Raw genomic sequence first — 20,937 nt, 5'->3', positions numbered from 1 at the left:
TAGCTAATTGGCTTTATCTCGATGATAACTTATCTCGATACAACCACTGATAAACCGTCGGCAACACCAGTAAAGTCAAAGCCGTTGAGCTAAACAAGCCGCCAATGATCACCACCGCTAATGGTTGTTGAATTTCACTGCCCACACCAGATGATAACAAGATAGGGATCAGCCCCAATGCAGAGGTGAGTGCCGTCATTAACACCGGACGTAACCGCCCTACCGTGCCTTGATAAACACTGTCGTACAGACTTTCATCTGCTGATTGTCTGCGCTGGTTAATCGAGTCCACCAGCACCACACCATTCAACACCGCAACACCAAACAAGGTGATAAAGCCGATTGAACTGGGCACCGACAAATAGGTGCCAGTGGCATATAAAGCCACTACGCCACCGATTAATGCCAATGGCACGTTAGCCATAATCAATGCCACTTGTTTGAGTGACCCAAACGAGAAATACAGCAATAAGCCAATAAGTGCGATAGAAATGGGCACCACCAACATTAGCTTTTGTTGTGCCCGTTGTTGGTTTTCATATTGGCCGCCCACCACAACCGTATAGCCAGCAGGTAACTCCGCTTGCGGCACAATGGCATAAATATCGTTGACTACCGAGCCCATGTCACGCCCCGATACGTTGGCTTGCACCACCACTCGGCGCTGTACATCGTCACGACGAATATTCGGCGGTGCCATTTCAATCACCACATCAGCGAGATCGCCCAAACGTACAATCGCGCCATTAGCACCACTGAGTAGCAAGTCTTCAATCGCATCTGGCGCATTACGATATTGCGCAGCTAATCGCAGGTTAATGTCATAACGGGCATTACCATCAATCACTTGGCCAGCACTGGCACCACCAATACCTTGAGTGACTAAACTCATGACTTCATCGACGCTAATACCATAGCGAGCAAGGACTTCACGTTTAGGTCGAACCACTAACTGAGCTTCACCGCTGACTTGCTCTAGCGACACATCAACCGCCCCAGGAATGGCAGCGACTAAATCGGTTAACACCTGACCTTTTTCCGACAAGATGCTCAAATCGGGACCAAATATCTTAATCGCTAACTGCGCTTTAACGCCCGATAACAACTCATCGACTCGAGTCGCTATCGGTTGTGAGAAGGTTAGCAATAGTCCTGGGAATATCGCTAGCCGTTGCTCCATTAAACGCTGTAGCTCAAAGCGATTGCTTGCCGATGTCCATTGCTCTATCGGTTTAAGGCCAATATATATTTCAATATTACTCACAGGCTCAGGGTCGCCGCCAAGTTCGGGTGCCCCGATTCGACTTAACGCATATTCCACCTCAGGAAACTCCAGCAGCATGGCTTCAATTTTAGGCGCAACGTTAACCGAAGTAGCCAAACTGGCTGTAGGCGCCAATGTCACCCGTAAGTTGATGGTGCCCTCTTCTAATTCAGGCACAAATTCAGTGCCCAACTTTGGCAATAACAGCATGCTTGCAGCAAACAAAACAACTGCCGCTAACATCACTGATTTAGGGCTTGATAGCACCAGTGTCAGTACTCGTCGATAGACTGCGTCAATGGGGGCCAACACCTTGCTTTGACGCACCACAATACCGCGTTTAAATAGAAACACCGCCAATGCAGGCACCGCAAATAACGCCACCACTAATGCCGCCATCATGGCGAGAATAATGCTCACGGCCATAGGTTGAAATAATTTACCCTCTACACCTTCTAGGGCAAATAACGGCATAAATACTACGATGATAATCGCTGTTGCAAAGAAGATAGGACTGCACACTTCTTTTGCCGCCAGCATGATCCTAATCGCCATACTTTGGGTTTGTGCATCACTATCACTATCAACATCACTATCAAAATGAACATCAGCTGATTGGTTGACGCCAGTTTCGCCGCTAACATGTTTAAAGATGTTTTCAACCATCACCACTGAGCCATCAACTAGCATACCGATCGCAACAGCAAGGCCACCTAAAGACATTAAATTAGCTGACATGCCGTAATAAGACATGATCAATAACGCGATCCCGATCGACACTGGGATCGACAATAATACCAACAATGTCGCCCGTATATTGACCAGAAATAACGCCAAAATAATCACGATAAATCCAAAGGCCATCAATAGCGCTTCAACCACAGTCGTGACCGCTTTATCGACTAAATCCGCTTGGTCGTAAAACACCTCAAATGACACTCCTTTTGGCAAGGATTGTTCAATTAAACTAATACGTGAATTAATGTCATCAATAGTGGCTTTGGTATTGGCGCCCATGCGTTTAAGCACAACGCCTGCAACCACTTCACCTAGCGCTTGTACATCGGACGACGAGCCATTAGCCGCTGCCTGCCTGCGCGACATGGTCACTGCACCGACTCTTATTTCGCTACCAAAAGCCACATTAGCAATGTCGGCTACTCGTATTGGCGTGCCATTGATTTCGGTTAACGGGATGTCGGCAATGGCTTGTAAGCCTGCGTCGCCAGCGGGCAACAAACCATAACCACGAACCACTAATTGCTCCTGGCCTTGGTCCATAAACCAACCACCAGCATTACGGTTATTACTTTCCAATGCTTGGCTAACTTGGGTCATCGACAAGCCATAACTGCGCAGTTTATTAGGATCAACTTGCACTTGGTATTGCAACACCTCGCCGCCAAATGACAGCACTTCAGTCACCCCACTCACAGGCATTAAAATCAGCTTCACTAAATAGTCATTTAAGCTCCGCAGCTCAGATGCGCTGATATTGGTTTCGGGCTCGGCCCGTAAAATGTATTGATAAATTTGCCCTAAACCTGAAGTATTCGGGCCAATTTCAGGGGTGCCGACACCGGCAGGAATCGACTCTTTTGCAGCTTGCAGTTGTTCAAACACTTGCTGACGTGCAAAATAAATATCAGTACCTTCGGCAAACACCACGGTCACTAGCGATAAGCCAGTACGTGATAATGAACGCACCTCGGTCACCGCCGGTAATGCATACATTGCCGATTCGACAGGATAGCTAATCAGCTTCTCGACCTCTTCTGCCGCCAAACCTTCCGCTTCAGTATTAATGGTCACCTGCACATTGGTGACATCCGGAAACGCATCTAGATTTAACTTCGGTAACATGAATACCGATGCCACCACAGTGGCCAGTAATCCAAGTAACACCAATAACCGCTTTTCAACGGCAATCTCAATTAATTTATATAACATTATGATGCCTTAGCGCTTAGTGGTTATGGATATCAAAGCCAGATTTGGCTTGCTCAGATGCTAAGAAAAAAGCACCAGATACAACAACGCGAGTTTGTGGTACTAAACCACGAATAAAACTCAGTCCGCGTTGACGCTCCACCACAGAAACCTCTACGGCATTAAATCCACCGTCTTGCTCTATAAACACCTGCCAGTCACCGTCACCACTGCGTGTTAACGCCGCATCTGGCACAATAAATCCAAGCGGCTCTGCCCCCTGATTTGCTGCGAGGTATAATTCGGCAAACTCGCCTGCATGTAAGTCATGGCCGGGGTTTGCCATACGCACTAATACTTGCTCTGTGCGGGTTTGCGAGTTAATTTCATGTGAACGCCCAATAATGACACCCTCTCGAGTACGGCTTCCCACTCGTACTAAAACATCGGTGCCCATATTGACTTGATCTGCTTGTAATGGCGTCAGTTCAGCCTCCACCCACAAATACGATTCATCGGTTAGTTGCATCAAAGGTGTGCCCGCGGTTAGCACTTGTCCTACGGTGGCAATATCTTGCTGAACCCGACCATTTATAGGAGCCAACAACTGAAACTGACCAATTGAACTTGGCGACGTTGCTAGCTCGGCTATCTGTTGTTTGGACATCATTACCGACTGTAAAATGGCACGTTTAAGCTCTGCATTGACCTCAGTTTGCATCCGCTGACTAGCACTAATCGTTCCTTTGCTCATGCGCTTTATGCGATCCCACTCCGTTGCTGCATTAACGTAGTCAGCTTGCGCCGCAGCAATATCTGCCCCGCCGATAGTCAATAATGGTTGGCCTTTTTGCACCTGTTGTCCTGGCACCACATGGCGCTTAAGCACCTGCATATCTAATTGCGGCGCTATGGTGATAGTTTTGTCTTTATCAACAACCAGCTGAGCGGTGGCAACGGCCTGTAAATTAAACGCGGTCGCACTTAACTGTGCCACTTCCACTCCCGCGAGTTGGCGCTGCTCAGCACTTAAGGTTAACAACGACTCTTGATGAACCGCCTCTGTTGATTCATTGCTGGCTTGCACAGGCGAACTAAACAGTGCAAATAATGATAGCAATAGCGCTACACTGAACAATAATGCTCGCGAAACGCTGGAGTTCATGCGGTAAGATTTTCGAATGCTTGGCAGAGAGATGGAGCGAGTGCCTGGCAGAATATTTAACTGAGCATGATTCACAAAACGATTCACAAAATGATTCACTGAATGACTCAACATAGCGTTGGCATTCAACGCTGCCAATAAAGGTAGTACTTGGACTGATTTGATTTTCATGGTTAATCCTAAAAACAATCTAGACCGTCGACAATAAATATCAACGGAAATAGGCTTAGCCACCGTCATTACAAGCGAGATATCACGCCATAATGGAATGCAAAAAAGCATTCATTAGCGCAATGAAAGCGAATATAGAGGTGAAGCTAAACAGTAAAAACGTGCTTTAAAGGGATTAAACGATAGGAGGACGATAAGTAGGGAAAGACTCAGGAGGTAAATAGTTCAGTTTGGTATCGGCAAAAAGGTCATGAAAATGTTCACTAACAACATTATCGTTAAGCTTAGCAAGTGCCACATGACCACCATGACACTGACAATCTAAACACACATCAACTTTCTCAAAATCAGTAATAGTATCAAAATGTTGATGATCATCATTAACCGAATGCAGTGATGAACCATCGAGTGCACAAGCGCAATCGGCACATTCAGCAAGGCTGATCACTTCGGTAGTAAATTGAAGATGTGGATGGTTATTTTGCTCTTCGTTGCTGTTGCCCACATGTAATTGATGCGCACCTAAATTGGCGCCCACAAATTGCAGTAGCACTAAAGCAATCAATAATTTGGCTATGTTAGCCATAAAAGGCAAAACGGTATGACTCAACCACCCACTCCTAAACGATATTATTTAAATACGCAGTGCTTGGCGTAATCGGCTGCTTCATTGGCAGTCCAATCACCACTTTCTTTTTCTTTCATTTGCTTACACCAAGCTTCACTACCCACTTCAGGAGCACATGCCGATAAGCTAAGAGTTAACAATAACGCACTTGATACGGCAAACAACTTTGACAATGACATAAGCTATCCTTTTCTAAAATAATAAAATCAGTACTAGGTCCTGTTGACCTTTGTAGATGAATTTTGCAGTAATTTGTGACAATTAGCTACTGGGAAGAACTTATCATCTGTCGTTGTTCGACATAAATAAGCGATAACCGAGTAAAAAGGTGCCACAAAATTATTTACAGGCCACTCTAGCGCAGAGATCGCTTAGCAATCCAAGTAATGGCTTCTTGTTTACGCTCTAATGGAAACCATGCAACTTCGCCCTGCATAAAGGGTCCCATCAGCCTAACAGAATTACCCACCCAATCTGGGCCGCCTACAAACACTAACGCATCAAACGCGGGTAACTGAACTTCTCCGCTACCGGTTAATGAGCCAAACTCCCAGCCTTCCAACAACACATCGGCTTCAATATAAAGACACACTTGATTCCAGTCTTTACGATAACTCTTAATGGCGGGCTGTAAACGGGTACGGTAATCTTGTGCCGATAAACGGCCACTGACAAATAAGCTAATAACACCTTTAGTGATATCGGGGATTTGACATAACATAACGGCAACTCCGGCCCTCTAACTAGGCCATAGAACAGACTTTATACGGTGATGTTATCGTGTAAAGCGACAATGGCGCTCATGATAACAAAACTATTCTGGTTATTTCATTAAATATGTCATAACTCTGAGGCCAGTCAGGCTTTTTAATTCAATCCCCACGCTAAGGTCAATTCACTTATCGCAATCCATGCCACAGCAGACAACCCTGAAAAGTTTCCCAGACTGCGGTAGAATGTAACTACAGCACATAAACATGCCGCTTAAAAAACAGTAAGCAGCGTTATAGGTTTATGACCGTTAATTAAGGGGAACACTACAACCGAATGATACAAATAACTCAGCGCGTCATATTGCAAGATAACGAAATTGAATGGCAGTTTGTCCGTTCAAGTGGTGCGGGTGGCCAGCACATCAATAAAGTATCAACCGCAGCGCAACTCAGCTTTGATATTGCCTCATCTTCTTTACCCGAGTTCTACCAACAAAAGCTGCTTGAAAAAGCCGATCACCGTATTACCAAAAGTGGCAAAGTTATAATAAAATGCCAACAATCACGCAGCCAAGATTTTAACCGCCAAACCGCACTGGAACAATTTATTGAACTGGTAAGAAGCGTCGGCATAGTACAAAAAGCCCGTATACCAACCAAGGCGACAAAAGGCAGCCAAAAACGACGCATTGAAACCAAAAAACAACGTGGTGCCACTAAAGCGATGCGCCAAAATAAATCTGATTATTAATAAGTAATTAGTAAATCATTAGCCAGTTGCTAGTAAATCATTAGTAAGTCGCTAGCAAATTATTAGCAACAAAGTGAATCCGCCATCACTCAATGACTAAGGTATTACCCTAGTTGAGCATTTTTTGGTTTACCTGATAACCGTCTTCGGTAAGAATGCTTGTTGAACCCTCTTTTGTGCGGCATATTAAGCCGACTTATCTTGCGATTTTTATAGGAACCATCATGAGCCAAACAGCAAAAGTTTTATTGATCAACGGTCCTAATCTCAATCTATTAGGCCGTCGCGAACCCGGACATTATGGTCACCAAACACTCAGCACTATTGTGGATGAATTAACTCGCAATGCGACTCAGGCAGGCGTTACGCTTGAACATATTCAGTCCAATGCCGAGTATCAATTGATTGATGCAATTCATGCTACCGACGCTCAATTTATTATTATCAATCCAGCTGCCTTTACGCACACCAGTGTTGCTTTGCGTGATGCCATACTTGGGGTAGCTATTCCGTTTATTGAAGTACATTTATCTAACGTACATGCCCGCGAACCTTTTAGGCACCATTCGTACTTTTCAGATAAAGCCCTAGGAGTAATTTGTGGCCTAGGCGCACAAGGTTATGATTTTGCTCTGCAAGCGGCGATTAAGCACTTGAGCGATAAACACTAAATATCATTCTATAAAGGGATAGCCCTTGAGTAAGTTAAAAGCCGATGTAAGCGTTATTTATAGCGGACTCTTTAGCCAATGGAATAGCGATAGTGATGAATTACCGCGATTTTTAGCGGCAACAGTCCATGTGCCTAGCATTATCGATACTGAGTTTGGCTTTATTACCCGCATCAAAAAGGCTAAAAACCAAGTACTCACTTATTGTATTTACCACCCTAACATTACCGATGACGACGGTAATGTCAGCCCGCCATTTGATGGTGAGATATTTATTAAAGAAAACGATTGGCGTTTTTATCTGGGCGATTGCATTTGGGCGCCGGCAAGTAACAAAGTGGGTAATTGGCGGATGACGCTGGAGTTAAATGGCAAAATCATTGCCGACAAAACCTTTAAGGTGCATCTACCAGATTAATTGCGACGCTTAATAGTCTGTACTGCAACTTCACTAAGTTAGAATGTTTGCTATAATCCGCGCCAATAGCCACACCATTTAATGAGCCCTCATGTCCATTCAAGCTGTTTTAGCCGATGCTTTAGCCAAGCGTGCCACTTTTTTTGAGCAAGCTGCCAAAGATAATACTGATTGTTATCGGGTTTTTCACGGCACCGTTGAAGGTGAAAATGGCCTTAACATTGACCGTTACGGCGATGCATGGCTGATTCAAACGTTTCACCAAACCTTATCGGCTCAGCAACTTGAAGACATATCAAGCTTACTGACTGCGCACGCGGACTACCATATCGTTTACAACGATCGCTCTGGCAGCCATTCTCGTGTTATCAATCATGCCGAAAATGAAGCCCAAGACTTCTCGCAATCAGAGCAAGTTATCCATGAAAATGGCATTGCTTTTACCTCCAAGCTACGCCATGAAGGTCAAGATCCGCTGCTATTTTTAGACATGCGTATTGGGCGTGAATATGTGCGCGCTAACAGCCAAGATAAGAGTGTTCTAAACTTGTTTTCATACACTTGTGGTATTGGTACTGCAGCAGCAATGGGTGGTGCTCGTAAAGTCATGAATGTCGACTTTTCATCATTTGCATTAACTGCAGGTCAAAAAAATGCTGAGCTAAACAATGTCACTGATGTGTGTGAATTTGTGCAAAGTGATGCGTTTCCGGCATTGCGTCAATTAGCGGGGTTGCCTATTGGCGGTCGTCGTAATCAAAAGCTGCCTAAATACCCTAAACTGCGTGTTGCTCAGTTCGACTTAGTGTTTTTAGATCCACCACGGTTTGCTAAAAGCGCCTTTGGTATTGTCGACTTAGTCAATGATTACCAAGGTTTATTTAAACCAGCAGTATTAACCACCAAAGTCGGCGGTAAAATTGTCTGTTGTAATAATGTCGCTAAAGTTGATCGCCAAGCATGGTACGACAGCCTAGTCCGCTGCGTAGAAAAGCAAGGCCGTAAAGTCACTGCGACTCAGTGGTTAGATTGCCACCCAGACTTCCCCGCATTTGATGACAATCATCCGTTAAAAATTGTCGTGCTAACCATAGATTAGCTATTGATGAACCATAGATTAACTATGGATTAGCCATAGGTTTAGCTAAGCGATATGCCGCTTATATAAATTATTCAGCCACCTTCACGGTGGCTGAATTGTATCTGCGAATTCACATCAATTGATTACGACACTGGCGTGACGTTAGGGCTACCAGCGGTACTGGTGGCACTGTAACCACGGGCGTCTAACTGAACAAATGTCTTATCTAAAATCGTATCAACATATTGCCAATCACTGCGGACTTCATTTTCAGTAAATGTCAGTAATAAGTAGCCACGATCTTTTAAATTGGCGTATTTAAGATCGGCGATCAAACCGACTATTGCTGCTTCAGTTGCTGGCATTTCAGCATCAGACAAGCCTAAGTAATACTCAAGACCTGGGGATGATACCGAGCTTGTGGCAAACTCTATCCCGACAATATCGCCACCACTATCGGTTAAATCGCTGGCCCATGCATTATGGGTATCACCGGCAATCACCACCAAGTTATGTTGTAACGACTTTGCCGTCGCTAAAATCACTTCGCGCTCGTAGGCGTAACCATCCCACGCATCTAAGTTGTATGGAATTGCGGGCAGCTGTAGTAATGCAATCACCTCTGGCGTCAGCTTGGCTTGATTCGCTTGTAAGTAAGCTAACTCTTCTGCGGTTAACGTTGGATCGCTAGCTTGAGCACGGCCCGCTAGCTGCGCTAATCCGGCAAGCTCAGCAAACTGCGGAATACTCATTTGCTGAGTCGCAATAGCAGCAGGCATTAACATTTTGCCCATTAACACCTGTTGACCTAATACTTGCCACTTAGCAGTAGACTGCAACAAAGTTTGTTGTAGCCACAATAGTTGAGTCTGGCCTAACAGGGTGCGGTTAGTATCGGTTACATCCGCGAGAAATGTGCTGCTGTTAAATGCACCTGTGGTCGCATCAATATATTGGCTATATTCTAATTGTTTATCGCGAGCCAATACCCGAGTATCGAGCATGTGCAAATCAACCAAGTTACCGTAATTAAAGCTTCTGTAAATTTCTTCATGATTACCTTCACTCCATGGACGAATTGGCAGCCATTCAAAGTACGCTTGTAGTGCGGCTTGTTTGCGTTGATCAAAATCACCTTCACCATCATTATGATTTTCAGCACCGCCTTTCCAGGTATCATTGGCCACTTCATGGTCATCCCACACGGTAATAAACGGTACTTTGGCATGTAGCTTTTGTAAGCTCGCATCACTACGATATTGACTGTAACGGGTGCGGTAGTCGTCTAATAAAAATAATTCACCGGCTGGCAACACTTCACGCCCAAGCTCGACAGCATGTTCACTGGCATATTCACCACGAGCATACTCATATAAATAATCGCCTAAGTGCACTACAGCGTCCAAATCATTTTGCTGTGCAGCCATTTCATACACATTAAAATAACCAGCAGGGAAATTAGCGCATGACATTACCGCCAACTTAACTGACGCTACGCTACCTTCAGGTAATGTACGTGTTTGCCCCATTTCCGATACCGTTTCACCCGCTTTAAAACGATAGTAATACTGCTGACCTGCTTCAAGCCCAACAGCGTCCACTTTAACGGTATAGTCACGGTTTTTATTCGTCACCGTTTGGCCGTTTGTGACTACTTGACTAAAGTTGCTGTCAGTGGCGACTTCCCATGACACAGTAATATCACCTTCAACATCAGGCGTAACGCGAGTCCATAAAATCACCGCATCTGCAGCAGGGTCGCCACTGGCAATCCCTTGCAAAAACTGACCTGACACAACATCGTCATCATCACTGCTACAGCCCATTAATCCATAAGACACCACTACTGCCCCAGCACCTTTAGCTGACATAGCCAAAAAGTCACGACGAGTTACAAACCGTTTCATAGCCTATCCTTATTTTTTATCGTTCGCATATTATGTGGCGATGCTTAGCACAGCCTAAGAGGTCTAATGAGTGGCTATTGTGAGAGCTAATGATGACATAAAGGTGACAGAAGAATGACAAGCTAATCAAATTGATACTGAAGTAAAACTAAGGTTTACAGCCATTGAATAGTGATTTTTAGATAGTGATTTTTAGAGAACAAGACAACAATAAAAATTAAATTGCGCACAATGTAGTTGCAAATTATTTTTGGCTTAGCTATAGTGAACACAATTAGATTGCGCGCAACTTAAATTAATTTACTTTTACATGAGGTTTACTATGAAAGCACTATATACCACTTCAGCAACAGCATTAGCAGGCCGTAATGGTCAAGTTTCTACCGACGACAAAAAAGTTGATTTACAGTTAAGTTACCCAAAAGAAATGGGTGGCAGCGGTGAATTTACTAATCCAGAACAGTTATTTGCTGCAGGTTATGCCGCATGTTTTTCTAACGCGATTCTGCATGTAGCCAGCCAAAGTAAAGTCGCTATCAAGGCTGCTCCAACGACAGCAACTGTCGGTATAGGTGCCAATGACAATGGTGGTTTTGCATTAACAGTAGCGCTAGCAGTTGAACTTGATTTAGACCAAGCAGAAGCTGAACAGTTAGTGAAAACAGCGCACCAAGTTTGCCCATACTCAAACGCAGTACGTGGCAACATCGATGTAAAATTAACCGTAAACGGTCAAGCGATTTAAGCTTTTTGTAAACCCGTTTTACTGACTTAAAACAAAAAACCAAGACATTTGTCTTGGTTTTTTTGTGCTTGTGGCAGCCTATTAGCACTGACTTAGTCAACTTACTTAGTCAACTTACTTAGTCAACTCGATGACTTTAGCTGCGCTATTGTTTCACGCTCATTAAAATATCCAGGGCGCGTAAACGATGTTCACTGTCATATAAGTCATTGGTAAACATAAGCTCATCAACACCTAGCTGTTGAACAATCACTTCAAGTCGATGTTTAATCGTTGCTGGTCCGCCACACACCGACAAACTTAAAAAGTTATCGACGTAGCTTTTCTCTTGCTCGCTCCACAACCCATCCATACTATCGACAGGCGGTTTAAGCCACATTTCATTGCCACGAATTAACGCCAAAATACGTTGTTTCGAGCTAGTACTAAGGTGCTCTGCTTCAGCATCTGTTGGGGCGGCGACCAAAGGTAATCCCAACATAACATAAGGTTTGCTCAATACCGCCGAAGGGATAAATTCACGTCGATAAAGCGCTACTGCATCATGTAAAAAACGCGGCGCAAAGTGGCCTGCAAATACATACGGCAATCCACGTTTTGCAGCCAACTGAGCGCTAAACAAACTTGAACCTAATAACCAAATTGGCACATTAGTGTCTTCGCCCGGAATCGCTCTCACTTGGGCGGAGGCAGCTTGCTGACGCTGCGCTCGCGGACCTAATAATGATTGCAGTTCGCTCACTTCTTCTGGGAAATGCTCTGCTCGGCTATCATCACGATTCAATGCGCGACTCGTCACTTGGTCGCTACCGGGTGCGCGACCTAAGCCTAAATCGATACGGTTGGGATACAGGCTGGCCAAGGTGCCAAACTGCTCTGCAACCACTAAGGGGGCATGATTAGGTAACATGATCCCGCCAGCGCCAACACGAATACGTTGAGTTCCACCTGCAATATAGCCAATTAATATCGAGGTTGCCGAACATATAATGCCTGGCATATTGTGATGTTCAGCCAACCAAAAACGATTAATACCAACATTTTCGGCATGTTGGGCATAACGCAGGCTACCTTGTAACGTTTCAGTGACGTTGGCATCTTCGCGCATCGGAGCGAGTTCGAGTAATGAAAAAGGAATATCTGCCAATATTGACATCATGGCTCCTTATTTAAGGTAAGAATTGATGGCATCCGCTGAAAACCACGCTATAACGCTAGCAAAAAAGTTATCAACAGATGATGGTCTAAAAGGCTTGTAGCATGTCGGGAGTAAACTCATCAGCATCAACAGAAATACCAGCCGCATCAATGCATTTCTGTAGTTTATCTAACTCATTATTGACGTTTGAAATAGTTAAGGTGTTGTTATCTAACTCATACACTAGCGCTAAGCTTTGATAATAAAAACTGAGGATGACTAATGCATCACGGTTATTGTCTTTGGCGGCTAGTTGAATCGATTTAAGCTTGCGGTAAATTTTGTTCTGCAACTGTTTCAGTTGCCACACATAATACACTTCATAAAATTTCGGTTTTGAACGCAGGTTACGTATTAAAAATACGCACACCATTAACGCCAAAATCACCCCAGTAAAATTAAGATGAAAATTGCCAGTAGCCTCTGCACCGGGTAATGGCTTAACGCCAAAAAAATAGATCATCAACTGACCCAATATTACTGACAAAATAGCCAGCGTTGCCACTAAACCTATCTGCACTTGATTATTAACCGAACGATACTGGCTTTTATTAATGTTAACTAACTTCATCACGCCGCTCACATCACTTATTTATCTATAGCTTAACGTGTTAGAGCGATTTATAGAATGAAATATTAACGCTTATTAAGTGTGATTTAATCTAAAGTTATCGGATGTAATGTTATTGGATGTAAGTTAGCGAGTAACAAGGAGCGACCAAGATCGCCCCCCAAACATTCATATTTCAAATAGGCAATGCTCTATTGTAAGCGGAGTATTAGTTACGGCCAGCCATCACGCCACCATCTACATCCCATACCGCGCCAGTCACCCAAGCGGCTTTATCTGATAACAAAAATACTATGCTATTGGCTACATCGGTCGGACTACCTACTCGGCCAATGGGATGGAATGGATTGAAACTGTCAAGCACACTAGCCATATCTTGCGGTTCGATAAAAGCTTGATAAATTGGCGTGCTAACAACAGCTGGCGATACCGCATTAACACGAATGTTATGATCCGCTAGTTCCATTGCCATGTGCTGAGTTAACGCATGTAATCCTGCTTTGGCCATAGAATATGCGCTTGACGGTGTGGCTTTAATGGCTTGTTTAGCCCACATAGAACCAATGTTCACTATGCTACCGCCATGATGTTTAATCATGTTTCTGGCTACCGCTTGTGAAATCACAAAAATGGCTTTGTTAAGCTCCATGTAAATATCGTAATCACTCATTTGATGATCTAAAAACGGCTTAGGATTAAAATAGCCTGCAGCATTCACTAAATGATCGATTTTATGATCCATGGAATTGATCATATTGATCAAACGGCTGAGATCTTGCGGGTCATATAAATTGGCTTGAAACCCACTGACATTCCCCAGCGAAGACAGTTGCGCCACTGCAGCATTGAGTTTATCGGTTTTATTGCCAACGATAATGGTATCAATACCTTGAGACACGAGTTGCTTGGCGGTTTCAAAACCGATACCGCTTGTGCCGCCAATAATCAGCGCTGTTGTTTGAGTTGAATTCGTCATTTGAGCACACCTAATAAAAGAGTAAGTGTGTTAAGCTTATTGGCAAACTATCCAATTGAATAGTAAGTACAATTAAGTCCTATAGGTACTTTTAGGTACATATTAATGAATACAAAAGAAAAATTATTTCTGCGAAAGTCTGCTCCAGAAAAAAGTGCCCGTATGGTCGAAACCATTTACGGCTGTAAATGGTCATTAACTGTGTATCAGTTATTAGCCAATAACATTAATCGTCCCGGTGAAATGGTAAAATCAGTTGAAGGACTCAGCACCAAAGTACTGAATCAATGTTTGAAAAAAAACATCGAATTTGGCATTTTGAATAAAATTAATTACCCTGAAATTCCACCGAGAGTAGAATACCAAGTGACCGAATTTGGGCAAAAGTTTATGCGCATATTAGACGATATTGAAAAGCTGCAACACGAAATTGATGCTTAGCCCGCAGGCTAAGCAATCGTTCACCTAATAACCCCTTCACTCAAATTAAATTGTTGATGGATCATTATATTCACTCGCCTTATTCAGCCACACAAACTCTGGCAAAGCGTTTAAGTCTAAACAATCTCCTCGCTCAGCAATGGCGCTATTTTTCGGTTTTTTAACACTGTCTTGATTAAGCGCTTCAATCAATACTTGCTGTGCTTTTAGTTCACCATGTACCAATATTACCGCGGGTGATTGCTCAAAATGGCGATACCAAGACAATAACTCGGCTTGGTCAGCATGGGCTGATAACCCACCTACAGTATGAATACTGGCAGCAACCTTAATACTTTGGCCATGAATCGTCAGCTCTTCAGCACCGTCGACTAATATCCGCCCTGGCGTTCCCATTGCCTGAAAACCACAAATAATAATATCGGCTTCTTTACGCCATAGGTTATGCACAAAATGATTGCGAATTCGGCCGCCATTACACATACCACTGCCGGCAATAATGATTAATCCTTTATGAATATCGTTCAACTCTATCGACTCTTCAGTGCTACACACAAATTCAGCACTGGATAACAACGGATGTTGCCCAGGCGATAAGCGGGTAAAACGCTTAAAGTCATCGTCCATCAACGGATAATTGTTAACATATACCTCGGTTGCTTTTATCGCCATTGGACTGTCTAAACAAATACGCCAACGTGATAAGTCCCACTCTTTGGCATATAAATGAAATAGATAAAGAAGCTCTTGAGCACGTCCCACTGAAAATGCCGGGATCAAAATATTGCCCCTACTTTCATGAATAGTTCGTTTGAAAATTGATTTCAGTTCAACCAAGGTATCTTGCCAACTGCGGTGCAACCTATCGCCGTAAGTACTTTCCATTAGCACTAAATCAGCTTGTTCAATAAACGTTGGGTCATCCAAAACCGGCATACCTGCACGACCTAAATCACCACTAAAAACCAGTTTTTTCTGTTGAGGTTTATTGCCTAACCACAACTCCACCACCGCAGAACCCAGAATATGTCCCGCATCGGACAAGCAAACCTCTACCCCATCGGCAACCTGCACTCGCTGGCCATAATCTACCATCACAAACTGCGCCATTACTTGATCGACATCTTTTTCGGTAAATAGCGGTTCAAGCAGTTCTAAATCATGTTTTGCACGTTTTTTATTTTGCCTGTCGGTATCTCTTTCTTGCAGCATGGCTGCATCACGCAACATGACATCACATAACTGTGCGGTGGCTTTTTGAGTATAAATGGGTCCAGTAAACCCCTGATTAATCAAATAAGGCAAACGGCCAGAATGATCAATATGGGCATGGCTTAATACCACTGCATGGATTTGTGTGGCGTCGAATGGAAAAGGATCGTGATTACGTAACGCGTCAGCTTTACTCCCTTGAATTAATCCACAATCAAGCAGCACTTGCTGCCCTTTGACTGTGAGTAAATGGCAAGATCCAGTGACCTCTTGAGTTGCGCCGTGAAACTGTAAAGTCATGTCCATAATGTCGCCCCCGATAAAATCGATAACAGTGCTAAATTAAGCGTATGCCATTGGTAAAATAAAGTCGCGATCTACATCAAATAAACGCTCAAAAAACACGCTATTTTAAAGGCGAATAAAAAACCACATTAAGTGCATAAGTAACCACCAATTAACATTTACTTACAATTGTTAACTGCGGTACAACTCAGTATTAACACTCGATTTTACTAAGTCATTGAACAACGAATTTTATGAGATATATCGCCTTTTTTGAGCACATTTCACTTTGTGAGTCACTCATAGGTTTGATATTCTCCGTCGCCTCAATGGAAAGATATATTAACGGACTAAGCTGTGCTTACTCAAACAACAAGACAAGAGATTAAAATGAACAGAACATTAATTGCAGCATTAATTTCAACAATTCTTATTGCACCTGCAGCGTCAGCAATCGAAGTTTATAAAGATGATGTTAATGCGGTTAAAATTGGCGGCTTTATCGATGCGCGCGTGATCAATACTCAAGGTGAAACAGAAGTTGTTAACGGTGCTTCACGGATTAATTTTGGTTTTAGTCGTCAACTACAAAATGACTGGAAAGCTTACGCCTTGCTTGAATGGGGTGTAAATCCAGTAGGTAGCACAGATATTGTTTACAATAATCGCTTTGAATCAATTCAAGACGAGTTTTTCTATAATCGTCTTGGTTATGCCGGTTTATCACATGACAAATACGGTAGCATCACAATTGGCAAGCAATGGGGTGCTTGGTATGACGTGGTGTACAGCACAAACTATGGCTTTGTATGGGACGGAAACACTGCGGGTGTTTACACTTACAACAAAGATGACGGCGCGGTAAATGGTGTCGGTCGTGGTGACAAAACAGTTCAATATCGTAACAGCTTTGGCGACATAAGTTTTGCCGTGCAAGCCCAACTTAAAAACAGTGCTTTCTATACTTGTGATGTAGAAAATATCACTCAAGATGCCTGTGAAGAGTTATGGGCAGCAAGTTCAACGTCGGCACAGCAAGTTGAGTATAACTATACCTATGGTGGTGCTGTCACTTACCAAGCCACTGATAAGCTAGTGCTAACTGCCGGTGTTAACCGTGGTGAGTTTGATGTGACCTTTGGTAACGGTGGAACATCCACTGCTGTTGATCTTATTTACGGCATGGGTATCACTTGGGGCAACTTTGAGCAGAATGGTTTTTATGCTGCTGCCAACGTAAACAAAAACGAAAATCATGACACCGACAATATCGGTCGTTTAATTAACGACGCTGTGGGCATTGAATCATTGTTCTCGTACAAGTTCGATAACAACATTCGTACTTTTATTTCGTACAACATTCTTGATGCTGGATCTAACTACGTGATCCAACCTAACTACAATGCCGATCAAGATGACGTTTTTAAACGTCAGTTTTTCGTAGTAGGTTTACATTATGTATTTGACCCAGATACTGTTTTATATGTTGAAGCTCGCCGTGATTACAGCGATTTCACCAGTGCAGACAAAGCACAACAAGCCAGAATGGAACTGTCTGAAGATGACGGCATTGCCATTGGTATTCGTTTCACACTTTAATGTGACTACTGTGGTTTAACACAGATCAAAAAAGGTTCGACAGTGATGTCGAACCTTTTTTATTGCGTTGTTTTAGCTAGTGCTTAATAGTAAGTGCTTAATAGCTATTACTTACTCGCTAATGTTTAATAGCGAGTGTGTAAATAGCACAGCATATTTAAGCAACAGGTTTCTCGTCAACAATGGTCACTTTCTCAACAATAATCGGCTCACGCGGTACATCTTCATGGCCTGCCATCGTCGTTGTTTTAACTCGCTCCATTTGCTGAATAACATCCATACCGGCGGTCACTTTGGCAAACACCGCATAACCCCAACCCGCATTGGTCATTGCTGCGTGGTCTAGAAAATCATTGTCGGCAACATTAATAAAAAATTGCCCAGTAGCTGAATGCGGCGAATCTGTTCGAGCCATCGCCAAAGTACCCAACACGTTGTTCAAACCTTTATTGGCTTCATTGGCAATAGGGTCACGAGTAGGTTTTTCTTTCATTTTGGCGGTTAAGCCACCGCCCTGCACCATAAAACCTTTAATAACCCGATGAAAAATAGTGCCGTCATAAAAACCGTCTTGGCAGTATTTTAAAAAGTTTTTTGAAGAAACCGGCGCACGTTCCATTTCAAGCTCTACGGTAAAATCGCCAAGGTTGGTGCTAAAGATAATCATATACAGCCATGTTCCAAAAATGAGAATAGCCGCCATTATATTATATAGAACCGTAGGCGGCTATCGCGCTTATTGTTGAATGAAATTCTATCCTTTAAACACTTTCCACTTATTGCGCTGGTTGATTAAATAAATCCATCGCGGTGCGTGTCATCGCCCTAACCCCAGTGCGAATAGTTAACGGCATAGATAACCGGGTGCAAACTGACTTGAATGTAAACGTTCAAGTTTATTGCGCTGGTTGATTAAATAAATCCATCGCAGATTTTGTCATAGCCCTAACCCCAGTGCGAATGGTTAATGGCATAGATAACCGGGTGCAAACTGACTTGAATGTAAACGTTCAAGTTTATTGCACTGGTTGATTAAATAAATCCATCGCGGATTTTGTCATAGCCCTAACCCCAGTGCGAATGGTTAATGGCATAGATAACCGGGTGCAAACTGACTTGAATGTAAAAGTTCAAGTTTATTGCGCTGGTTGATTAAATAAATCCATCGCGGATTTTGTCATAGCCCTAACCCCAGTGCGGATAGTTAACGAATAATCTGGCGCAAACTGACTAGAATGCAAAGACGGCAAGGTATCGCCAGACTCAACACTCGCTTGATACTGGCTAGGTTCTACCCCGCCCAGCCAAAATAAAGTAATCGGACGTTTCTCTGCAGTGAGCCCATATAAACCAAAATCTTCGCCAGCCATTACCGGTGGTGCCACCAGCACATTGTCACTGCCTAACTCGGCTTCAATACTGGCTTTAACCTTAGCGGCTAACGTGGGATCGTTATAGGTTGACGGAATGGTTTCATCATCATGCACATACACCACAGGCATAAGGTCATCTGGCAAGCCAGCACTAATCGCGATACCGGTAGTAATACGTTTAATCGCCGCGATTTGCTGCTCACGAACCTTAGGATTATACGAGCGTAAGGTCAGCTGAAGCTTCACTTCATCTGAAATAATATTGTGTTTTGAGCCACCATGAATAGCGCCAACAGTAACCACATTAGGCTCTAACGGCGAGACTTCGCGGCTAACAATGGTTTGCAGTGCAAGTACTATGCGCGCTGCAAGTACCACAGGATCAATAGTGACGTGCGGATAAGCACCATGGCCACCTTTGCCCTTAATGGTAATATCAACCGAATCAACATTCGCCAAGGCATAACCACTTACGGTGCCGACTTTGCCTGCAGGAATTGACGCACTCACATGCAAACCAATAATGCTGTCTGGTGTTGGGAACTGGCTAAACAACCCCTGTTTGAGCATGGCTTTGGCGCCGCCACCGACTTCTTCTGCGGGTTGAGCCACCATCATCAAAGTACCTTGCCAGTCAGCTTTGTGAAGCATCAGTTGCTGTGCAGTACCAATTAAACTGGTCATGTGAATATCGTGGCCGCAACCATGCATAATACCAACGGTACTGTTGTCCGCATTAAGGGTTGTCACGGTCGAGGCGTACTCTTTTCCCGTTTGCTCAATAATTGGCAAGCCATCAATATCTGCACGGATCATCACCACGGGCCCTTTACCGTTTTTGACAATACCGACCACACCATAACCGCCAAAATTAGCAGTAACCTCAAAGCCTAATTGCTTGAGTTCTTGCGCCATGCGTTGGCTAGTGGCTTTTTCTTGATATGACAATTCAGGGTGTTGATGCAGGTGTAGATATAGTTGCTCAAGCTTTGGTAATGCTTTACTTACAGAGAGATCAAGATCGCTCGCACTAGCAGTAAATGATAACGACGAAGCTGAAAACACTAACGCCAATAAGGGGTACGCAACACGTAAGCAGGTCATATTATTATTCTTAATTGTCGGGATTTGAGTATGTTAACCTACCATAAGCTTAAGCCACTTTGTAATGGGTTTTAGGTAACCGCAAGTTAAGGGATAAGGTTAATCGTGGCATAGTGATTAAGTCATTGTGGTCAGAGAAATAATAATAAAGGAAATCAATGACAGTCATTACTGAAACACCAAGACTCATTATAAGAGAATTTACCCTTGAAGATGCACCTGCAGTATTGCATTTTAATGCTCCAGAACAAGTCAGCCTCTATACCGGTGACGCTGGAATGTGCACAACATTACCCGACGCCGAAAATATCATTACCAATATTTGGTTAGCTGAATATCGGCAATACGGTTTTGGCCGTTGGGCTGTGGTACTGAAAGAGAGCAATACTGTGATTGGGTTTTGCGGTTTTAAAAATGAAACTCGTATTAATGCCGTCGATATTGGTTATCGCTTGCACCCTGATTACTGGGGTATTGGTTTAGCGACAGAAGCCAACCTAGCCTGTATCGAATATGCCAAACAACACATGGATTTAGACATCGTCTATGCCGATGTTGTCGATGCCAATAGCGGCTCGATCAACGTGGCCACAAAGTTAGGCATGACATTTCATTCTCAATTCCAACGAGATGAATTTACTTTTAATCGTTATGTCATGTTATTGAACGGCAACTAACGAGCACTTATCTAAGTACTAACGCTAAGCTCTAAATCTAAGCTCTAAATCTATCTCA

The 20,937-nt window shown here is 43.5% G+C and carries 20 protein-coding genes; 8 read left to right on the top strand and 12 right to left on the bottom strand.

The features are described 5' to 3' along the window. Positions 1–13: 13 nt before the first annotated feature. The 5 genes from H5125_RS18540 to H5125_RS18520 all read right to left on the bottom strand — a co-directional run bounded on the left by H5125_RS18540 (position 14) and on the right by H5125_RS18520 (position 5,878). Positions 14–3,214: an efflux RND transporter permease subunit gene (locus H5125_RS18540; RefSeq protein ID WP_182744973.1), complete on the bottom strand. Its 3,201-nt coding sequence runs from the start codon at positions 3,212–3,214 to the stop codon at positions 14–16. A 16-nt stretch (positions 3,215–3,230) separates the two neighbouring features. Next, positions 3,231–4,529, bottom strand: a complete 1,299-nt coding sequence (locus H5125_RS18535; RefSeq protein WP_409085905.1) for an efflux RND transporter periplasmic adaptor subunit — start codon at positions 4,527–4,529, stop codon at positions 3,231–3,233. A gap of 175 nt (positions 4,530–4,704) precedes the next feature. Next, positions 4,705–5,115 carry a hypothetical protein gene (locus tag H5125_RS18530; RefSeq protein WP_162024407.1) on the bottom strand — a complete coding sequence of 137 codons (411 nt, stop codon included), beginning with the start codon at positions 5,113–5,115 and terminating at the stop codon, positions 4,705–4,707. Between the two features lie 44 nt (positions 5,116–5,159). After that, positions 5,160–5,336 carry a DUF3012 domain-containing protein gene (locus H5125_RS18525; RefSeq protein ID WP_101085081.1) on the bottom strand — a complete coding sequence of 59 codons (177 nt, stop codon included), beginning with the start codon at positions 5,334–5,336 and terminating at the stop codon, positions 5,160–5,162. Positions 5,337–5,512: 176 nt separating this feature from the next. Then, on the bottom strand, positions 5,513–5,878 hold the full coding sequence (locus H5125_RS18520) for an STAS/SEC14 domain-containing protein (RefSeq protein WP_101085080.1): 366 nt from the start codon (positions 5,876–5,878) through the stop codon (positions 5,513–5,515). 326 nt (positions 5,879–6,204) lie between these two features. On the opposite strand from H5125_RS18520, the gene arfB reads away from it, so the two are divergent. From arfB to H5125_RS18500, 4 genes are all read left to right on the top strand, one after another. After that, positions 6,205–6,621, top strand: coding sequence for an alternative ribosome rescue aminoacyl-tRNA hydrolase ArfB (arfB, locus tag H5125_RS18515; RefSeq protein ID WP_011639009.1), 417 nt, complete (start codon positions 6,205–6,207; stop codon positions 6,619–6,621). Between the two features lie 224 nt (positions 6,622–6,845). After that, entirely contained in the window at positions 6,846–7,292 is a 447-nt protein-coding gene (gene aroQ / locus H5125_RS18510; RefSeq protein ID WP_182744972.1) for a type II 3-dehydroquinate dehydratase, read from the top strand. 25 nt (positions 7,293–7,317) lie between these two features. Beyond that, a complete protein-coding gene (locus tag H5125_RS18505; protein ID WP_182744971.1) occupies positions 7,318–7,710 on the top strand; it encodes a DUF3859 domain-containing protein in 393 nt (130 codons plus the stop codon). Between the two features lie 91 nt (positions 7,711–7,801). Further along, the gene (locus H5125_RS18500; RefSeq protein WP_182744970.1) at positions 7,802–8,809 is read left to right on the top strand and encodes a class I SAM-dependent rRNA methyltransferase; all 1,008 of its coding nucleotides are present in this window, start codon (positions 7,802–7,804) and stop codon (positions 8,807–8,809) included. 125 nt (positions 8,810–8,934) lie between these two features. On the opposite strand, the gene H5125_RS18495 is transcribed toward H5125_RS18500, so the two are convergent. After that, the gene (locus tag H5125_RS18495; RefSeq protein WP_182744969.1) at positions 8,935–10,698 is read right to left on the bottom strand and encodes an alkaline phosphatase; all 1,764 of its coding nucleotides are present in this window, start codon (positions 10,696–10,698) and stop codon (positions 8,935–8,937) included. 322 nt (positions 10,699–11,020) lie between these two features. On the opposite strand from H5125_RS18495, the gene H5125_RS18490 reads away from it, so the two are divergent. Beyond that, entirely contained in the window at positions 11,021–11,443 is a 423-nt protein-coding gene (locus tag H5125_RS18490) for an organic hydroperoxide resistance protein (RefSeq protein WP_182744968.1), read from the top strand. A gap of 145 nt (positions 11,444–11,588) precedes the next feature. Here H5125_RS18490 and H5125_RS18485 read toward each other — a convergent pair whose 3' ends face one another. From H5125_RS18485 to H5125_RS18475, 3 genes are all read right to left on the bottom strand, one after another. Then, positions 11,589–12,599 carry an LLM class flavin-dependent oxidoreductase gene (locus H5125_RS18485; protein ID WP_101085073.1) on the bottom strand — a complete coding sequence of 337 codons (1,011 nt, stop codon included), beginning with the start codon at positions 12,597–12,599 and terminating at the stop codon, positions 11,589–11,591. Positions 12,600–12,687: 88 nt separating this feature from the next. Then, positions 12,688–13,212, bottom strand: a complete 525-nt coding sequence (locus H5125_RS18480; protein WP_162023961.1) for a DUF3087 domain-containing protein — start codon at positions 13,210–13,212, stop codon at positions 12,688–12,690. Positions 13,213–13,420: 208 nt separating this feature from the next. Beyond that, positions 13,421–14,188: an SDR family NAD(P)-dependent oxidoreductase gene (locus H5125_RS18475; protein WP_182744967.1), complete on the bottom strand. Its 768-nt coding sequence runs from the start codon at positions 14,186–14,188 to the stop codon at positions 13,421–13,423. 105 nt (positions 14,189–14,293) lie between these two features. Between H5125_RS18475 and H5125_RS18470 the strand changes: the two genes are divergently transcribed. After that, positions 14,294–14,629, top strand: coding sequence for a helix-turn-helix domain-containing protein (locus H5125_RS18470; protein WP_011639018.1), 336 nt, complete (start codon positions 14,294–14,296; stop codon positions 14,627–14,629). Positions 14,630–14,674: 45 nt separating this feature from the next. Here H5125_RS18470 and H5125_RS18465 read toward each other — a convergent pair whose 3' ends face one another. Next, a complete protein-coding gene (locus H5125_RS18465; RefSeq protein ID WP_182744966.1) occupies positions 14,675–16,147 on the bottom strand; it encodes an MBL fold metallo-hydrolase RNA specificity domain-containing protein in 1,473 nt (490 codons plus the stop codon). A gap of 369 nt (positions 16,148–16,516) precedes the next feature. Between H5125_RS18465 and H5125_RS18460 the strand changes: the two genes are divergently transcribed. After that, positions 16,517–17,725 (top strand): porin, encoded by a 1,209-nt coding sequence (locus H5125_RS18460; RefSeq protein WP_162023964.1) that lies wholly within the window; start codon positions 16,517–16,519, stop codon positions 17,723–17,725. A gap of 157 nt (positions 17,726–17,882) precedes the next feature. Here H5125_RS18460 and H5125_RS18455 read toward each other — a convergent pair whose 3' ends face one another. Then, entirely contained in the window at positions 17,883–18,392 is a 510-nt protein-coding gene (locus tag H5125_RS18455; protein ID WP_162023965.1) for a peptidylprolyl isomerase, read from the bottom strand. Positions 18,393–18,861: 469 nt separating this feature from the next. Then, positions 18,862–20,202: a M20 family metallopeptidase gene (locus tag H5125_RS18450; RefSeq protein WP_182744965.1), complete on the bottom strand. Its 1,341-nt coding sequence runs from the start codon at positions 20,200–20,202 to the stop codon at positions 18,862–18,864. Between the two features lie 158 nt (positions 20,203–20,360). On the opposite strand from H5125_RS18450, the gene H5125_RS18445 reads away from it, so the two are divergent. Continuing rightward, positions 20,361–20,879, top strand: a complete 519-nt coding sequence (locus H5125_RS18445; RefSeq protein WP_182744964.1) for a GNAT family N-acetyltransferase — start codon at positions 20,361–20,363, stop codon at positions 20,877–20,879. The last annotated feature ends 58 nt before the right edge of the window (positions 20,880–20,937 follow it).

It is taken from the genome of Shewanella sp. SR44-4 (genome assembly GCF_014163715.1).
GTDB lineage: Bacteria > Pseudomonadota > Gammaproteobacteria > Enterobacterales > Shewanellaceae > Shewanella.
The sequence above is the reverse complement of the archived record's forward strand: the minus strand, read 5'-3'. Positions and strand labels throughout refer to the sequence as shown.